The following is a 17987-nucleotide window of genomic DNA, read 5'->3' as shown; positions in this document are numbered from 1 at the left end:
TTATTAACCTTTAAGCTGAGCCAGGGCGCGGTAATCCGCTCCCAGCGTGGCCTGTAGAACCTCTTTCGGATAATCGTCGGTCACCACCGCTTCGCCCATGTGGCGCAGCAATACCAGGCGCAAACGACCGTCGATCACTTTTTTATCAACTGACATGTGTTCAAGGAAATTCGCCTCGGTCATCTCTTCAGGCGGGATCACCGGCAAACCGGCGCGCTGGAACAGACGAATGCCGCGATCGCGTTCCTGCTCGCTGATCCAGCCCAGTCGCGCGGACATCTCCAGCGCCATCACCGTGCCAGCAGCTACCGCTTCGCCGTGCAGCCATACGCCATACCCCATGTGGGTTTCGATGGCGTGGCCGAAGGTGTGTCCCAGATTGAGCGTGGCACGCACGCCGGTCTCTTTTTCGTCGGCGCCGACGACAGCGGCCTTGGCCGCGCAAGAGCGTTCGATGGCGTAGGTCAGGGCTTGCTGATCCAGATTGCGCAGGCGATCCACGTTGTCTTCGAGCCAGGTCAGGAACGGCTCATCGCAGATCAGGCCGTACTTGATGACTTCGGCCAGCCCGGCGGACAGCTCACGGGCCGGCAGGGTCTTGAGGGAGGTGGTGTCGATCAGCACGACGTTCGGCTGATAGAAGGCGCCGACCATGTTCTTGCCCAGCGGATGGTTGATGCCGGTCTTGCCGCCGACCGAAGAGTCGACCTGCGACAGCAACGTGGTCGGAACCTGGATGAAATCGACGCCACGCTGGTAGCAGGCCGCCGCAAAACCGGCCATGTCGCCGATCACGCCGCCGCCGAGGGCGATCACCGTGGTGCGACGGTCGTGGCGTGCGGTCAGCAGGCCGTCGAAAATCAGTTGCAGGGTTTCCCAGGTCTTGAAGGCCTCGCCATCGGGCAAGACGACGGAAATCACCGAGAACTGCGCGAGGCTGCGGGTCAGACGTTCAAGATAGAGCGGCGCAACGGTTTCATTGGAGATGATCGCCACTTGCCGTCCGCGAATATGCGGGGCCAGCAGCTCGGGCTGATCCAACAGACCTTCGCCAATATGAATCGGGTAGCTGCGCTCGCCTAGATCGACCTTGAGTGTCTGCATGTGTCCCCACAGTGAAGATTAAATCAGGCATCCCGCCTTGAATTATCGAAAGTCCACGGCATCTGGTGGTGTGACGCCGTACCAGAGCCATCCGCCACATCCTGGAGCGGATGTGGCAGGACGCCGAGGATAGCGCATTTCGCCCCGCGCTTTAACGGGGAGGCAGCTGCTGCAAGCGCTCAAGGATATCGAGCACCACCATTCGCGGCGGCCGCTCATCGGTTTCCACGACCAGATCGGCGATTTCCCGATAAAGCGGATCGCGGATCGCCAGCAGATCCCGAAGGGTCTTGGCGGGATCGGCAGTACGCAACAACGGCCGATTGCGATCGCGCGACGTGCGACCGACCTGCTGCTCCACAGAAGCATGCAGGTAGACCACCCGCCCCCCGGCATGCAGTGCCCGACGATTGGCTTCACGCATGACTGCACCACCGCCGGTCGCCAACACCACGCCATCGTAATCGCACAGCTCGGCAATCATTGCCTGCTCGCGATCACGAAAGCCCGGTTCGCCTTCCTTATCGAAGATCCAAGGGATATTGGCGCCCGTGCGCAATTCAATTTCCTTGTCGGAATCCTTGAATGGCAAGCGCAGCTCTTTGGCCAGCAATCGGCCGATGGTGCTTTTTCCAGCCCCCATCGGCCCTACAAGAATCAAATTTCGCACAGAATCAACGACTCACAGCAAACGCCTGGTTATTCATGATACGCGGAGTGAGAAACACCAACAGCTCGGATTTTTTCTCCGAAACCACGTCACGCCGGAAAAGGCGGCCAAGATACGGCACATCGCCAAGAAATGGCACCTTATCTACAACCTTGCTTTGAGTATTTGAGAAAACGCCGCCAATTACGATGGTCTCGCCATCATTGACCAAGACCTTGGCATTGACCTCGTTTTTCTTGATCGGCGGTACATCCTGCACCTTGTTCAAGAAGTCGGGTTCGTCCTTGGTAACCTTCACTTCCATGATGATCCGGTTGTCCGGTGTGATCTGCGGCGTGACCTCCAGCGACAGCGACGCCTCCTTGAAAGACACGGATGTCGCGCCGCTGGAGCTTGCTTCCTGATAGGGAATCTCGGTGCCCTTGAGGATCTTCGCGGTTTCCTTGTCGGACGTGACCACCTTGGGTTGCGAGACGATTTCGCCGTTGCCGGTCTTCTCCATGGCCGTCAGTTCAAGATCGAGCAAAACGTTGTCGGTAATGAACGCGATACCGATTCCCGACGTGTTTCCTGCGGCCCCCATGTCGACGAACGGTGAGTTGGTGCTGGTACTGCCGGGCGTGCCGATGGTGGTTGATCCATTGGCACCGTTGCTGACGCCAGAGGTGTTCCAGTTGCCCTTGTTCTGGATCGAACCACCCCAGCGCACCCCGAGACTCTTGTCGTAATCCACGTTGGCCTCGACGATTCGTGCCTCGATCATCACCTGACGCACCGGAATATCCAGTTGCGCCACGATCCGGCGCAGTTCATCGAGCCGGTCCTGGGTCTGGTAGGCGATGATGTTGTTGGTCCGCTCATCCACGGTGATCGAACCCCGTTCGTCAACTTTCGCCTCGGCGCTGGTCACCGACTGGAACAACTTGGCGATATCGGCCGCCTTGGCGTAGTTGACCTGCAACAGCTCACGCCGCAAGGGCGCCAGTTCAGCAATCTGCTTTTGCGACTCCAGTTCCTGGCGCTCCCGGGCGGCGATTTCATCGGCCGGCGCCACCAGCAACACGTTGCCGATCTTGCGCTTGTCCAGACCCTTGGTTTTCAGCACCAGATCCAGCGCTTGATCCCAGGGCACGTTTTGCAGACGCAACGTGATCCCGCCTTGCACCGTATCGCTGGCCACCAGATTGAGGTTGGTGAAGTCGGCAATCAGTTGCAGCACCGAACGCACATCGATGTCCTGGAAATTCAGCGATAGCTTCTCGCCGCTGTAGGCGTATCGATCGGCGTTGCGCTTTTGCAGGTCGTCGACGGTCATCGGACGGATGCTGACGGTCAACTTGTTGTCGGTCTGGTAGGTGGAGTAATCGAATGCACCGCTGGGCTCGATGGTGATCGTGGCCCTGTCACCTGTGGCGGCGGCATTGACGAATTGCACCGGGGTGGCGAAATCCTTGACGTCCAGGCGCACACGCAAAGGCTCGGGCAATTGGGTCCTGGCGAAACCGAGCACGATCTTGCCTTCGCGCTCCTGAATGTCCGGAGCAATGGAGGGGTCCGACAAATCGATCACCACGTTGCCTTCGCCCTGGGTGCCGCGCTGAAAATCCACCCCGCGAATCGCCTTGGAGCTCGCCACGGATTGACGCGCCGGGGCGGGTATCGACACCGCAGCGGCTGGCGCCCTGGAAGCCGGGGCCTTGGCAGGCGCCATCTTGCTTCCCTGGCCTACTTCCACGAACAGGTTGTTTCCTTCGACTCGCGTGCTGTAGGGACTCAATTGAGTCAGGTTGATGATCAGCCGCGTACGATCAGTGGTTTCGACCACCGTCGCGCTCCGGGCATTGCCGCTGCCCAGATCACGGGTCTTGCTCGCCAATTGACTGGCGACGCCGGGCAAATCCAGCGCAATTCGCGCGGGCGACTCCGTGGTGTAGCCCCGCGGCGCCGGCGGTGGCTGATCGAACGCCAGCTTCAACTCGACGCGGTCTCCGGGCAGCGCGGCGACATCCAGCGCCTTGAGGTTGGCCGCTTGTACCATCGGCGAAAGCAGCGCTATCCATAGCGACATCCCGAGGGTGGAGAAAGTCCTGTTCATTTTTCGAGTTCCACTATGAGTGTTCTTTCAAAGGAATGGTCCGCGGCCGTTCCAGCCAGGCCCCCTCGCCGTCCGGGACGATTTCGACTACATCGACTTGCGTGGCATTGATGGCGACGATCCGCCCGTCGTTACGTCCCAGGTAATCGCCGACTTTCAACCGGTGCACCCCACCCGCCCCGCGCAACAGCGCAAAGGAGCCCGATGCATTGGAAATGGTGCCGACCATTTCAAATTGCTCGATGTTGAAACCCTCGAGGTATTGCTTGACCCGACTCGGGTCCGGCTTGACGTTGCGCGAGCCGTGCCGCTGGCCGGCCAGGTCGACCCTGACCTGCCGCGAAAACGGGCTGCGCAGGTTGGCGGCGTTGTATGTGAATGTCGGGTAAGACCGGAATGTGGGCGTTGGTTCAATCTTGCCCGGCGCCCGCAGGCGCATTTCGTTCATGTAGGCGTCCAGGTCGCTGAAGTCATCACCACCGCCACAGCCAGCCAGGATCGCCAGGGTCGCGACCATGAAAAACATGCGTATCGGGCTCATGGATGCAGCCCCTTGTCGTTATAGCGGTAGGTCTTGGCCAGGATGCTCATGCGCAATTTGGGACCGCCGTCGGGATTGGCCGGTGCCAGGTCGAAATCATGCAGGGTGACGATGCGCGGCAGCCCGGCCACGCCACTGACGAAAGTGGCCAGGTCGTGATAGGCGCCGGTGACGGTAATCTGGATCGGCAATTCGATGTAGAACGGCTGGGTCACCTCGGGCAGCAGCTTGATCTCTTCAAACTCCAGGCCGCTGCCCAGGCCGGTGCGGGTGATGTCTTCCAGCAAGCCGGGGACTTCGGTGTCACTCGGCAACTGGCGCAGCAGCACGCCGAAGGAGTTCTCCATCTCCTTCATCTGCTGGGTATAGAGCTCGAGATTGGCCGCCATGCGGGCCTTGTCGGCGAACTGCTCCTTGAGCGTCGACTCTTCTGTGCGCTTGAGCTGCAGCTGATCCTCGAGCTCGCTCGTGGAAAAGCTGTATCCCATGACCAACACCAGCACCATGATCAACGCACCCACCACCACCTTGATCGCTGGTGGCCATGAACCGATGTTGTTGGTATCCAGATCGTTGATATCGATCCTGCGCAGCCCTTCCAGCCATCCGGACAGATTCATTTGCCGTCCTCCGGAGCAGCCGGCTGGGTCTGACGAACGGTCAGCTGAAAGACGTTGGCCTGGTCAACCTGACCGGCCGTTGTCGCCTTCACTTCCGTCAGGCTGGGCGCATCGAACCAGTCCGACGCCTCCAGATTGCGCATCAGGTCGGAAACACGGTTGTTGGATTCCGCCGCGCCCGAGATGGACAAGGTCTTGCCTTCCATTTTCACTTGCGTGAAATACACGCCGTCCGGCAGGGTTCGCGCCAACTGATCAAAAATTCGCCCGCTGATGGGCCGATTGCCCTGCAAGTCCTGGATGATTCGCATGCGTTCGACCAACTGTTGCCGGCGAGCCTTGAGATCACTGATCTGCTTGATCCGTTCGTCGACCACGGCGATCTGTTTGCCGAGGTAGTTATTGCGCGCAACCTGCCGGTCTATGGCGCCGGTGATCACCTGGTTGGCGATCAACACCAAGCCCGCCGCCCCCACCAGTACACCAACCAGAATCAGCAGAAAACGCTTGCGACGTTCCTCACGCAGCTCTTCGCGCCAAGGTAAAAGATTGATCCGCGCCATCAGTCGAAACTCCTGAGGGCCAGCCCGCAGGCGATCATCAGGGCGGGGGCGTCGCTGGCCAGCGCCGCGGCGTTGACCTTGCCATTGAGAGTCATGTCGGCAAACGGGTTGGCCACCAGGGTCGGGGTGCCCAATTGCTGTTCGATCAGCCGATCCAGGCCGGAGACCGACGCCGTGCCGCCGGCCAGCACAATTTGGTCGACGGCGTGGTACTGACCGGAAGCAAAGAAAAACTGCAATGAACGCGAGACCTGCTGCACCAACGCCTCGCGAAAGGGTTGCAAGACTGCGCTGACGTAGTCGCTGGGCAAGCCGCCCTGCTTCTTGGCCAACCCGGCCTGCTCGACAGTCAGGCCATATCGACGCTGAATCTCCTCGGTTAACTGGCGACCACCGAACAACTGTTCGCGGGTATAGATGATCCGTCCACCCAGCAGCACGCTGAGAGTCGTCATGGTCGCGCCAATGTCGACCACCGCCACCAAACGCTCCGGGGCGACCATCAGGTGGTTTGCCAGCAGGCCAAAGGAGCGCTCCAGGGCATAGGCCTCTACATCGACCACTCGGGCCGTGAGGCCAGCCAGGGTCAGGGCGGCCTCACGCACTTCGACGTTTTCCTTGCGGCAGGCGGCGAGCAGCACGTTGACCCGTTCGGGATTACGCGCGGACGCACCCTGGACTTCGAAATCGATGGCGACTTCATCCAGCGGATAGGGAATGTACTGATCGGCCTCGATCTTCAGTTGGCTTTCCATTTCGTCATCGGAAAGTCCGGCATCCATCTCGATGGTCTTGGTGATTACCGCCGAGCCGGCGACAGCCACCGCCACGTTCTTGAGGCTGGTTCTGGCCTTGGTCACCACGCGCGCGAGGGCCTGGCCCACGCCTTCGAGTTCGGCGATGTTTTTCTCGGTCACCGCGCTGGGGGGCAGCGGTTCGACCGCGTAAGCCTCGACCCGATAGCGGTCGCCCTGGCGGCTCAACTCCAGCAATTTCACCGAAGTTGAGCTGATGTCGATACCCAGAAGCGTATTGGCCTTTTTGTTGAAGAGTCCTGGCACTAGCAATTCCCTATGACTATCCGTGAGTTACGGACTCTGTAATGAGTGTTGCGTTCCATCCACCCGTCTTGACAGTAGCCGCCAATGACGCCTGCGGCGGAAAAATGCTTATAATGCCCAGCGTTTTTTTCCGCTTTTTCTCAAGCGCGGGTCGTTCGCCTTTAACCTGAACCCTGATGCCTCTTTCAATTTTTACCCTGGATATCCAAAAGCCTTGATTCGTCTGCTGAAATTTCTCGGTTGGTCCATCGTCGCGATATTCTGCGGACTGCTTCTGGGTCTGAGCGGGGCGTTTCTTTACCTTAGTCCCGGATTGCCGTCTGTGGAGGCACTGAGAAGCATTCAGTTGCAGATTCCGCTGCGGGTCTACAGCAGCGACAACAAGCTGATCGCAGAGTTCGGCGAAATGCGCCGCACGCCGATCCGGTTCGCCGACATTCCGCCCAATTTCATCAATGCGTTGCTGAGCGCTGAAGACGATAACTTCGCCAACCATTACGGCGTCGACCCCAGCAGCCTCATGCGCGCCGCCACCCAACTGGTCAAGAGCGGGCACATCCAGTCCGGCGGCAGCACCATCACCATGCAGGTGGCGAAGAACTTCTTCCTGACCAGCGAACGCAGCTTCTCCCGTAAAACCACCGAAATCCTCCTGGCGCTGCAGATCGAACGGCAGCTGACCAAGGACGAGATCCTCGAGCTGTACGTCAACAAGATCTATCTGGGTAACCGCGCCTACGGTATCGAGGCGGCGGCGCAGGTTTACTACGGCAAGTCGATCCGCGACGTCAGCCTGGCGCAGATGGCGATGATCGCCGGCCTGCCGAAAGCCCCGTCGCGCTTCAACCCGCTCGCCAACCCGGCACGCAGCAAGGAGCGTCGTGACTGGATCCTGGGGCGGATGTACAAGCTGGGCAAAATCAGCGAAGCCGATTACACCGCCGCGATCAACGAGCCGCTGAACGCCAGTTATCACGTGCCGACGCCGGAAGTGAACGCACCGTACATCGCCGAAATGGCTCGCGCGGAAATGGTCGGCCGCTACGGCAGCGACGCCTATACCGAAGGTTTCCGCGTCACCACCACCGTGCCGAGCAATCTGCAGGAACTGGCCAACAACGCCGTGCATGAAGGCCTGATGACCTACGACCAGCGTCACGGCTATCGCGGGCCGGAATCACGCCTGCCAGGCAAGACCCGCGAGGCATGGGCCACCGAGCTGACCAAGCAACGCACCATCAGCAGCCTTGAGCCGGCCATCGTCACCCAGGTCGACAAGAACGGCCTGCAAGTGCTGACTCGTATCGGCACTGAGCACGTGAACTGGGACACCATGAAATGGGCCCGGCCGTTCCTCAACACCAACAGCATGGGCGCCAACCCACGGCAACCGTCGGATGTGGCCCAGGTCGGCGACCTGATCCGCGTGCAGCGCCAGCAGGACGATTCGCTGAAGTTCAGCCAGATCCCGCAGGCCCAGGGCGCACTGGTATCCCTCGACCCGCAGAACGGTGCGGTCCGCTCACTGGTCGGCGGCTTCGCCTTCGAGCAGAGCAACTACAACCGTGCGTTGCAGGCCAAGCGCCAGCCGGGTTCGAGCTTCAAGCCATTCGTCTACAGCGCTGCACTGGATAGCGGCTACACCGCCGCCAGCCTGGTGAACGACGCGCCGATCGTGTTTGTCGACGAGTATCTGGACAAGGTGTGGCGTCCGAAAAACGACACCAACACCTTCCTTGGCCCGATCCGCCTGCGCGAAGCGCTGTACAAGTCGCGCAACCTGGTGTCGATCCGACTCCTGCAGGCCATGGGCGTTGGCAAAACCATCGACTACATCACCCGCTTTGGCTTCAACAAGCAGGATCTGCCGCCCAACCTCTCACTGGCGCTCGGCACGGCGACCCTGACCCCGATGGAAATCGCCACCGGCTGGAGCACCTTCGCCAACGGCGGCTACAAGATCACCCCGTACATCATCGACAAGATCGAAAGCCGCAATGGCGACACGCTGTTCGTCGCCAACCCGCCGAGCGTTCCGAAAGGTGGCGCCGCCAGCGACGGTATCGCCGCGCCGGTCTCCCAGGCCTTTACGGTCAACGCCACGCCCGGCGACGCAATGGCCGCCAGCCAACCAACGCCGCAGGCTCCCGCAGTGGCTGAGCGAATTGTCGATGGCCGTACGACCTACATCCTCAACAGCATGCTTGAGGACGTGATCAAACTCGGCACCGGCCGCCGCGCCCTGGCCCTGGGCCGCAGCGACATCGCGGGCAAGACCGGTACCACCAACGAATCCAAGGACGCGTGGTTCTCCGGTTATAACGCCGATTACGTGACCACCGTGTGGACCGGGTTCGACCAACCCGAGAGCCTGGGCCGCAAGGAGTTCGGCGGCACGGTCGCACTGCCAATCTGGATGAACTACATGGGCGCCGCGCTCAAGGGCCTGCCACCGCACACGCAGCAGGAACCGGAAGGCATCCTCAGCCTGCGTGTCGACCCGGTCAGCGGTCGTGCCGCCACCCCGGGCACCCCGGGCGCCTACTTCGAACTGTTCAAGGCCGAAGACACGCCACCGTCGGTGAACGAACTGGGCAACGGCAATGCCCCAGGCAGCCCGCTGCCTGCGGATGAAGCGGCACCGATCGATTTGTTCTGATCCCATGCTGCAATGCGAAAAGCCCCGCTCTTCTCTGGAATGCGGGGCTTTTTGGTTTTGGGGTTCCTGTTACACCGCCTTCGCGAGCGGGCTCACTCCTACAGTTGATCGCACTCCCCTGTAGGAGCGAGCCTGCTCGCGAAGGCGGCCGGGTAGTCACCACAGATCTGCAGGCAATAAAAAAGCCCCGACTCGCAAGAGCCAGGGCTTTTGGTTGAAGCGCTACAACGACTTAGCCGTTGAACACGTCATCCACGCTTTTCAGCGGGTAGTGCTTCGGATACGGCAGGGTCGCAACGCCGGTCTCGATCGCAGCCTTGGCCACAGCATCGGAGATCAGGGTGATCAGGCGCTTGTCCATTGGCTTCGGAATGATGTACTCACGACCGAATTCCAGCTTGATGCCGCCGTAGGCGTCGCACACTTCCTGAGGCACTGGCAGCTTGGCCAGTTCACGCAGGGCGTTGGCAGCAGCCACTTTCATTTCTTCGTTGATGCGCTTGGCGCGAACGTCCAGGGCACCACGGAAGATGAACGGGAAGCCCAGTACGTTGTTGACCTGGTTCGGGTAGTCGGAACGACCGGTGGCCATGATCACGTCGCTACGGGTGGCGTGCGCCAGCTCTGGCGAGATTTCCGGATCCGGGTTCGAGCAAGCGAACACGATCGGGTTGGCGGCCATGCGCTTGAGTTGCTCAGGGCTCAGCAGGTTCGGACCCGACAGGCCGACGAACACGTCTGCGCCTTCGATGGCGTCGTCCAGGGTGCGCTTGTCGGTACCGTGGGCGAACACGGCCTTGTATTGGTTCAGGTCGTCACGGCCAGCATGGATCACACCGGTACGGTCGATCATGTAGATGTTCTCGACCTTGGCACCCATGCTCACCAGCAACTTCATGCAGGAGATGGCGGCAGCACCGGCGCCCAGGCAGACGATCTTGGCTTCAGGCAGGGTTTTGCCAGCGATTTCCAGGGCGTTGATCATGCCGGCAGCGGTCACGATAGCGGTGCCGTGCTGGTCATCGTGGAACACCGGAATGTCGCACTGCTCGATCAGAGCACGTTCGATCTCAAAGCACTCAGGTGCCTTGATGTCTTCCAGGTTGATGCCACCGAAGGTGATGGAGATGCGCTTGACGGTGTCGATGAAGGCTTGCGGGCTTTCGGAGTCGACTTCGATGTCGAAAACGTCGATGCCGGCGAAGCGCTTGAACAGCACGCCCTTGCCTTCCATCACTGGCTTGGAAGCCAATGGGCCGAGGTTACCCAGGCCGAGAATCGCGGTGCCATCGGAAATGACTGCAACCAGGTTGCCCTTGCCGGTGTACTTGTAGGCCAGTTCAGGATCGCGGGCGATTTCGCGCACTGGTTCGGCTACGCCGGGGCTGTAGGCCAGCGACAGGTCGCGGGCGGTAGCGGTGGCCTTGGTGAGCTCGACGCTCAGCTTACCTGGACGAGGATTAGCATGATATTCGAGAGCGGCAGTTTTCAAATCAGACATGTGGGCATTCCGCTTTTACTGTTGGACAGACTGGTCAGCGAGGATACGCGCCTCGCAAAATCCCCACAAGACTGACCGGTCAGCCCTGTCAACCGCCCTGCCCTACTACTTTTGGCCAAGAGCCACGGAACACAAGGGCTGGACTGTTCACAATCCACGCGAAAAATGTCTACAATTTTTTATCGCTGCGTCACTTCCAGCATCGCCGGATCGGTCAACGGCAACATCCAGCGCGCCTGACCAGCCTTGAGTCCGCCGCGGCGCGAACGATCGAGCACCCAGCCGCGCGCCTCGATCTGCCTGCCTTCGAGCTTTTGCAGAGAGTTCGCATCGAAACGGGCGAGCACATTGGGTGCAACGCGCAACACAACCGAGTCCTGCAATTCGATCCAAACCCCGCCACGATTGCGCTGAACCTTGCTCACACGGCCGCTGAGCACAGCAAAACCGGCGGTGCTGATCTGATCCGCTTTCAGTACAGGCGACTGGCGCCACACGCCAAGCCCCGCCTGGCGCGCACTGCGCTCGGCGGCTTGCTGGCAGGCAACCAAATCGACATTCGGCGGGATCGCCACCAGAAAACCGAGACCTTCGGCGAGCATTTGCGCTTCGAGATTGGCGCCGTCGGCGCCGTAGACATGGGCCAGGGTCCGGCCGTAGTGATCCTTGCTTTCCTTGCCCGGCAATAAACCGACCCGCCCGTCGCTCGCCGCCACCAGGGCTTCAAGGCGTTTGCGCGCCGCCACGGCGAATGGCTCGTCGGTGCGGCCTTTCTTGCCCAGCTCCGGGGTATTCAAGCCGATCATGCGTACGCTGCGGCCATCGCTCAGGCGCAGCGTGTCTCCATCCACCACCCGCTGCACCGCGACGGGGGCCAGGGCGCTCGGCGCCGGGCAGAACGCCTGGGCCGCGGAGAGCCAAATCGCGGACACAAAAAAGGCGCCCGCAAGGGACGCCTTCTTCATCAGCATGGAAAAACCGTGACGGCTTCCCAAGTTGAGAGGCCTTAGGCCTTTTTGGCGCCGAAAGCACCGAAACGGTCGGCGAACTTCTGAACGCGGCCGCCAGTGTCCAGAGTCTTTTGCTTACCGGTGTAGAACGGGTGGCATTCGTTGCAAACGTCGATCGCCAGGGCTTTGCCGAAGGTCGAACGGGTTTCGAACTTGTTGCCGCAGCTGCAGGTAACAGCAACTGCTGGGTATTCTGGATGGATATCAGCTTTCATGGTGTCTTCCTCAGGCTAGCGTGCCGCCACCCAACACTATTGTTGAATACCGCACGTAATTAGGCCGCGGATTCTACCAGACAATGCCAATCGCGCAAGCTGTCGCTTCTACCGACCGTCTGCTAGGCTCCCGACCCCAAGCACATCCCCCTGTGGGAGCGAGCTTGCTCGCGATGAGGCCCTGTCAGCCAGCCTATAGGCGCCTGACACGGCGCTATCGCGAGCAGGCTCGCTCCCACAGGACATGCGTTACCTTTCTTTGTTTATCGAGAATCCCCCGCGTGCCCGACGCCATTTTGCGCCTTGCCCTGCCTTCGCCGCTGCGCCGCCTGTTCGACTACCGGGCGCCGGCCGGGGTCCCGCGCGCCCGGCTGCATCCCGGCATGCGCCTGCGGGTGCCGTTCGGCCGGCGCGAGATGATCGGGATTCTGGTGGAGGTCACCGAGACCAGCGATGTGCCGGCGGAAAAACTCAAGCGCGCCCTGGCGCTGCTGGATGCCACCCCGCCGCTGCCGCCTGCGCTGTTCAAGCTGTGCCTGTGGACCTCCCAGTATTATCAGCACAGCCTCGGCGACACCCTGAGCTGGGCACTGCCGGTGTTGTTGCGCCAGGGCGAACTGGCGGAAGCGCGGCAGGAACGCTTCTGGTCCGTCGCCCCCGGCGCCAGCCTCGATGATCCGCGCATCGCCCGTGCCCCGCGCCAGCGTGAGGCCTTGGCGACACTGGCCCAACACCCCCATGGCGTCGCCCATCAGCTGCTGAGCAAGCTGATGCTGAGCAAGGACAGCCTCGACTTGCTGCTGGCCAAGGATCTGGTGCAGGTCGAAGTCCGCCGGCATGCGCCCGGTGCTCGCCACGAACATTGGCTGGCCCAGCCGGAGCTGCCGCTCAACGCGGAACAAAGCGCCGCCTGCGAAGCGATCCGCGCCGGGTTCGACAGTTATCACGCCTTTCTGCTGGCCGGCGTCACCGGCAGCGGCAAGACCGAAGTGTATTTGCAGCTGATTCGCCAGACCCTCGAAGCCGGCAAGCAGGCGCTGGTGCTGATCCCGGAAATCAACCTCGGCCCGCAGACCCTGGCGCGCTTCGAGCAGCGCTTCAATGCGCGCATTGCCCTGCTGCACTCGGCGGTCAACGACCGCGAACGCCTCGACGCCTGGCTCGCGGCCCGGGATGGCGAGGCCGACATCATTATCGGCACCCGTTCGGCGCTGTTCACGCCGATGAAAAACCCGGGGCTGATCATTATCGATGAAGAGCACGACGGCTCTTATAAACAGCAGGAAGGCCTGCGTTATCACGCCCGGGATCTGGCGCTGGTCCGCGCCCGACAGGAAAACATCCCGATCGTGCTGGGCTCGGCCACACCGTCACTGGAAAGCCTGCACAACGCCTATACCGGCCGCTACGGCCTGCTGCGACTCAACGAACGCGCCGGCGGTGCCAAGCAGCCGCGCTTCCTGCGCCTGGACGTCAAAAGCCGCCCGCTGGACAGCGGCATTTCCGGGCCGATGCAACAGGCGATCGGCCAGACCCTCGCGGCGGGCCAGCAAGTGCTGGTATTCCTCAACCGGCGAGGCTTCGCCCCTACGCTGCTGTGCCACGACTGCGGCTGGATGTCCGAATGCCAGCGCTGCGATGCACGCATGACCGTGCATCAGCGCTATGGCGAGCTGCGCTGCCACCATTGCGGCTACGTCGAACGCGTGCCGCGCCAGTGCCCGAAATGCAACAAGGTCGATTTGCGTCCGGTGGGCGCCGGCACCGAGCGGGCCGAAGAGCGCCTGGCGATCCTGTTTCCGGACTACCCGGTGTTGCGCGTCGATCGCGACAGCACCTCGCGCAAGGACGCGATGAACCAGTTGTTCGCGACCATCCAGAAGGGCCAGCCCTGCATTCTGGTGGGCACGCAAATGCTCGCCAAGGGCCACCATTTCCCTCGGGTGACGCTGGTGTCGATTCTCGATGCCGACGGCGGCCTGTTTTCCGGTGACTTCCGCGCCAGTGAGCGCATGGCGCAACTGATCGTCCAGGTCGCCGGTCGCGCCGGGCGGGCGGAAGAGCCCGGCAAAGTGATCATCCAGACGCACCTGGCCGACCATCCGTTGCTGGTGCAATTGACCGAACAGGGTTACTTCGCCTTTGCTGAACAGGCCTTGAGCGAGCGCCGTGCGGCGGGCTTGCCGCCGTTCGCCCACCTGGCCCTGTTGCGGGCCGAAGCGCACAAACCGGGGCAGGCTGAAGGGTTTCTCGATGAGGCGTGCAGCGAGGCCGAGCGCTTGCTGGCCGAACAGAACCTGACCGGCATTGAACTCCTGGGGCCGGTGCCAGCACCGATGGAGCGTCGGGCCGGGCGCTACCGTGCACAGTTGCTGTTGCAGGCCAACGCCAGGGCGCCGTTGCACCGGTTGCTGGCCAGTTGGTTGCTGGTGCTGGAGCAGATGCCGAGCGGACGGGCGGTGCGCTGGTCGCTGGATGTCGATCCCGTGGATTTGTATTGATTTCAAGTTCAATTGAATTTGTAGGAGCAAGGCTTGCCCGCGATAGCGATATTGAGGGCGCCATCGCGGGCAAGCCTTGCTCCCACAGGCCAGATTTGTCACCACACATCCACAACCTGCCCGCTATAGTTGGCAAGCCCGTCTTCGCAACGGATAATGCCCAGTTTTTCCACCAGCGCACCATGCGCCGCCGCGCCTGCGGTCGAAAGAGAAGACCATGAAAGACACCATTCGCCAGCTGATCCAACAAGCCATCACCCAACTCGTCAACGAAGGTGTGTTGCCTGAAGGCCTGTCGCCGGCGATCCAGGTGGAGAACTCCCGCGACAAGAAGAACGGCGACTTCGCCAGCAACATCGCCATGATGCTGGCCAAGCCGGCCGGCATGAAGCCGCGCGACCTGGCGGAAAAGATCATCGCCGCCCTGCCGGCTGATGAGAACGTCTCCAAGGCCGAAATCGCCGGCCCAGGCTTCCTCAATTTCTTCCAGAACACCCAGGCCCTGGCTTCCCGTCTGGACGCCGCGCTGGCCGATGCCAAAATCGGCGTGCGCAAGGCCGGCCCTGTGCAGCGCACCGTGGTCGACCTGTCTGCGCCGAACCTGGCCAAAGAGATGCACGTCGGCCACCTGCGCTCGACCATCATTGGCGATGGCGTCGCTCGGGTACTTGAATTCCTCGGCGACGAAGTGATCCGTCAGAACCATGTTGGCGACTGGGGTACCCAGTTCGGCATGCTGATGGCCTATCTGCAGGAAAACCCGATCACCAGCGACGAGCTGTCGGACCTGGAGAACTTCTACCGCGCTGCCAAGCAACGCTTCGACGAATCCGAAGAGTTCGCCGACCGCGCCCGTGGCCTGGTGGTCAAGCTGCAGGCCGGCGACGCCGATTGCCTGGCGCTGTGGACCAAGTTCAAGGACATCTCGCTGTCCCACTGCCAGAAAATCTACGAGCTTTTGAACGTCAAACTGACCATGGCCGACGTGATGGGCGAAAGTGCCTACAACGACGACCTGATCAACGTGGTCAACGACCTCAAGGCCGCCGGCATGCTGGTCGAGAGCAACGGCGCCCAGTGCGTGTTCCTCGATGAGTTCAAGAACGCCGACGGCGACCCGCTGCCGGTGATCATCGTCAAGGCGGACGGCGGTTACCTCTACGCCACCACCGACCTGGCCGCCGTGCGCTACCGCAGTGGCAAGCTCAAGGCCGATCGCGCGCTGTACTTTGTCGACCAGCGCCAGGCCCTGCACTTCCAGCAGGTGTTCGCCGTGGCGCGCAAGGCCGGCTTCGTGACGCACCCGATGGAAATGGAACACATGGGCTTCGGCACCATGAACGGCGCCGACGGTCGTCCGTTCAAGACCCGTGACGGCGGCACCGTGAAGCTGATCGAACTGCTGACCGAAGCCCAGGAACGCGCTTACACCCTGGTGAAGGACAAGAACCCGGAACTGGCCGAAGCCGACCTGCGCAACATCGCCAAGGTAGTGGGCATCGGCGCGGTGAAATACGCCGATCTGTCGAAACACCGCACCAGCGACTACAGCTTCAACTTCGACCTGATGCTGAACTTCGAAGGCAACACCGCGCCTTACCTGCTGTACGCCTACACCCGCGTGGCCGGTGTGTTCCGCAAGTTGGGCAAGGACTTCAGCGAAGTCGAAGGCCAGATCGTTCTCGATGCCCCGCACGAACTGGAGCTGGCAGCCAAACTCGCGCAGTTCGGCGAAGTGCTGAACAACGTCTCCGAGAAAGGCACGCCGCACATTCTCTGCACCTACCTGTACGACGTTGCCGGCCTGTTCTCCAGCTTCTACGAGAACTGCCCGATCCTCGCCGCCGAGACCCCGGAACAAATGCAGAGCCGCCTGCGCCTCGCTGCGCTGACCGGCCGTACTCTCAAGCAAGGCCTGGAACTCCTGGGTCTGGAAACCCTGGAGCGCATGTAAGTTGGCTGCCAAGAAAAAACCTGCACCCAAACGTGGCGCCAGCCGTTACCAAGCTCCAGCGAAGCAACCGATTCCGGGTTGGCTGTGGATGGCCATCGGCCTGACGGTCGGCGCCTTCATCGTGTTCCTGATGAAGCTGGAGCCGGGCAAGGGCAGCGATACGGTCAAGCGTGAGAAGGTCGAACAGCAACAGCAGAAAGCCGCGAAGATCGCCGAGGCCAACAAGACCCCGCCGAGCCCGACGCAACCGGTGAAGCCGAAGTACGACTTCTACACCCTGCTGCCGGAATCGGAAGTGATCGTGCCGCCGGATGCCGTGCCGGAGAAAACTCTGCCGACACCGCAGGTGCCAGCCATTCCGACCACGCCGGTGACGCCCGCGGAAGCGGCGAAGATCGACACGGCCCGCGCCCAGGCCGCCCTGTCCGGGATCACGCCGCCCCCTGCACCACCTGTGGCCAAGGCCGCGCCGGTGACCAAGTTCTTCCTGCAGGCCGGTTCGTTCCGCAAGGAAACCGACGCCGACAAGGTTCGGGCGCAGATCATCCTGCTCGGTCAGGCGGTGGCGGTTGAATCGGGTACGGTCAAGGACGAGACCTGGTATCGGGTATTGGTGGGGCCGTTCAGCAATCGCGAACAACTGACTACCGCGCAGAAACAACTGGCCGGCGCCGGGTTTAGCAATCTGTTGTTACAACAACGCCAGAGCCGCTGATTCCATTTAAAAACCGCGTCATCGTTCATCGCGGGCAAGCCTTGCTCCCACAGAATCACGCTGACCTGTGGGAGCAAGGCTTGCCCGCGATGGCGCCAGAACAGTCAACACGCCATCCCCCGTCCTACACCACTCGTCCCCTCCTCCACCCCACAGTTGAAATCTTTTCCTACACCCCCATATGGGTTGGCATAAGGCACTTTCGCCCAGCTGCGTGGAGACTCTTCCCTTGACCACCATCGTTTCAGTTCGCCGCCAAGGCAAAGTCGTCATGGGCGGCGACGGCCAGGTTTCTCTCGGCAATACCGTGATGAAAGGCAACGCCAAGAAAGTCCGTCGCCTGTACCACGGCGAAGTCCTTGCCGGCTTTGCTGGCGCCACGGCTGACGCCTTTACCCTTTTCGAACGCTTCGAAGGCCAGCTGGAAAAACACCAGGGCCATCTGGTTCGCGCCGCCGTCGAGCTCGCCAAAGAATGGCGCACCGACCGCACCCTGAGCCGCCTCGAAGCGATGCTCGCCGTCGCCAACAAGGACGCCTCGCTGATCATCACCGGCAACGGCGACGTGGTCGAACCCGAGCACGGCCTGATCGCCATGGGTTCCGGTGGCGCCTACGCCCAGGCCGCCGCCAGCGCACTGCTGAAGAAAACCGACCTGTCGGCCCGGGAAATCGTCGAGACCGCTCTCGGCATCGCCGGCGACATCTGCGTATTCACCAACCACACTCAGACCATTGAGGAGCAGGACTGCGCCAAAGGCGACGAGTAAGTCTGTTTC

The 17987-nt window shown here is 61.5% G+C and carries 15 protein-coding genes; 5 read left to right on the top strand and 10 right to left on the bottom strand.

Annotated elements, in window-relative coordinates; genetic code table 11:
- Nucleotides 1-3: 3 nt before the first annotated feature.
- The 7 genes from aroB to DKY63_RS21715 all read right to left on the bottom strand — a co-directional run bounded on the left by aroB (nucleotide 4) and on the right by DKY63_RS21715 (nucleotide 6654).
- Entirely contained in the window at nucleotides 4-1104 is a 1101-nt protein-coding gene (aroB, locus tag DKY63_RS21745) for a 3-dehydroquinate synthase (protein ID WP_110965969.1), read from the bottom strand.
- A 151-nt stretch (nucleotides 1105-1255) separates the two neighbouring features.
- The gene (gene aroK / locus DKY63_RS21740; protein ID WP_056725695.1) at nucleotides 1256-1774 is read right to left on the bottom strand and encodes a shikimate kinase AroK; all 519 of its coding nucleotides are present in this window, start codon (nucleotides 1772-1774) and stop codon (nucleotides 1256-1258) included.
- A gap of 4 nt (nucleotides 1775-1778) precedes the next feature.
- Nucleotides 1779-3869, bottom strand: a complete 2091-nt coding sequence (gene pilQ / locus DKY63_RS21735) for a type IV pilus secretin PilQ (RefSeq protein ID WP_110965968.1) — start codon at nucleotides 3867-3869, stop codon at nucleotides 1779-1781.
- Nucleotides 3870-3882: 13 nt separating this feature from the next.
- The gene (locus tag DKY63_RS21730; RefSeq protein WP_110965967.1) at nucleotides 3883-4410 is read right to left on the bottom strand and encodes a pilus assembly protein PilP; all 528 of its coding nucleotides are present in this window, start codon (nucleotides 4408-4410) and stop codon (nucleotides 3883-3885) included.
- Nucleotides 4407-5030: a type 4a pilus biogenesis protein PilO gene (pilO, locus tag DKY63_RS21725; protein WP_110965966.1), complete on the bottom strand. Its 624-nt coding sequence runs from the start codon at nucleotides 5028-5030 to the stop codon at nucleotides 4407-4409. Before pilO ends, DKY63_RS21730 begins: the two co-directional genes overlap by 4 nt.
- Nucleotides 5027-5593 carry a PilN domain-containing protein gene (locus tag DKY63_RS21720; protein ID WP_110965965.1) on the bottom strand — a complete coding sequence of 189 codons (567 nt, stop codon included), beginning with the start codon at nucleotides 5591-5593 and terminating at the stop codon, nucleotides 5027-5029. The genes pilO and DKY63_RS21720 overlap by 4 nt, the downstream gene beginning before the upstream one ends.
- Nucleotides 5593-6654, bottom strand: a complete 1062-nt coding sequence (locus DKY63_RS21715) for a pilus assembly protein PilM (RefSeq protein WP_110965964.1) — start codon at nucleotides 6652-6654, stop codon at nucleotides 5593-5595. The genes DKY63_RS21720 and DKY63_RS21715 overlap by 1 nt, the downstream gene beginning before the upstream one ends.
- Before the next feature lie 217 nt (nucleotides 6655-6871).
- Between DKY63_RS21715 and DKY63_RS21710 the strand changes: the two genes are divergently transcribed.
- On the top strand, nucleotides 6872-9313 hold the full coding sequence (locus tag DKY63_RS21710) for a penicillin-binding protein 1A (RefSeq protein ID WP_430523165.1): 2442 nt from the start codon (nucleotides 6872-6874) through the stop codon (nucleotides 9311-9313).
- A gap of 232 nt (nucleotides 9314-9545) precedes the next feature.
- On the opposite strand, the gene DKY63_RS21705 is transcribed toward DKY63_RS21710, so the two are convergent.
- The 3 genes from DKY63_RS21705 to rpmE all read right to left on the bottom strand — a co-directional run bounded on the left by DKY63_RS21705 (nucleotide 9546) and on the right by rpmE (nucleotide 12039).
- Nucleotides 9546-10814 carry a malic enzyme-like NAD(P)-binding protein gene (locus DKY63_RS21705; protein WP_110965962.1) on the bottom strand — a complete coding sequence of 423 codons (1269 nt, stop codon included), beginning with the start codon at nucleotides 10812-10814 and terminating at the stop codon, nucleotides 9546-9548.
- 179 nt (nucleotides 10815-10993) lie between these two features.
- Nucleotides 10994-11785, bottom strand: a complete 792-nt coding sequence (locus tag DKY63_RS21700) for a thermonuclease family protein (RefSeq protein WP_110965961.1) — start codon at nucleotides 11783-11785, stop codon at nucleotides 10994-10996.
- Between the two features lie 35 nt (nucleotides 11786-11820).
- A complete protein-coding gene (gene rpmE, locus DKY63_RS21695; protein ID WP_007975586.1) occupies nucleotides 11821-12039 on the bottom strand; it encodes a 50S ribosomal protein L31 in 219 nt (72 codons plus the stop codon).
- Nucleotides 12040-12320: 281 nt separating this feature from the next.
- Between rpmE and DKY63_RS21690 the strand changes: the two genes are divergently transcribed.
- The 4 genes from DKY63_RS21690 (at nucleotide 12321) to hslV (ending at nucleotide 17978) form a co-directional block, all read left to right on the top strand.
- Entirely contained in the window at nucleotides 12321-14540 is a 2220-nt protein-coding gene (locus DKY63_RS21690) for a primosomal protein N' (RefSeq protein WP_110965960.1), read from the top strand.
- Nucleotides 14541-14757: 217 nt separating this feature from the next.
- On the top strand, nucleotides 14758-16494 hold the full coding sequence (gene argS, locus DKY63_RS21685) for an arginine--tRNA ligase (RefSeq protein ID WP_110965959.1): 1737 nt from the start codon (nucleotides 14758-14760) through the stop codon (nucleotides 16492-16494).
- Between the two features lies 1 nt (nucleotide 16495).
- Nucleotides 16496-17209, top strand: coding sequence for an SPOR domain-containing protein (locus DKY63_RS21680; protein ID WP_110965958.1), 714 nt, complete (start codon nucleotides 16496-16498; stop codon nucleotides 17207-17209).
- 229 nt (nucleotides 17210-17438) lie between these two features.
- Nucleotides 17439-17978, top strand: coding sequence for an ATP-dependent protease subunit HslV (gene hslV, locus DKY63_RS21675; protein WP_110965957.1), 540 nt, complete (start codon nucleotides 17439-17441; stop codon nucleotides 17976-17978).
- The last annotated feature ends 9 nt before the right edge of the window (nucleotides 17979-17987 follow it).

This window comes from Pseudomonas putida, assembly GCF_003228315.1.
GTDB classification, from domain to species: Bacteria; Pseudomonadota; Gammaproteobacteria; order Pseudomonadales; family Pseudomonadaceae; genus Aquipseudomonas; species Aquipseudomonas putida_S.
This window is presented reverse-complemented; position numbering and strand designations above follow the sequence as displayed.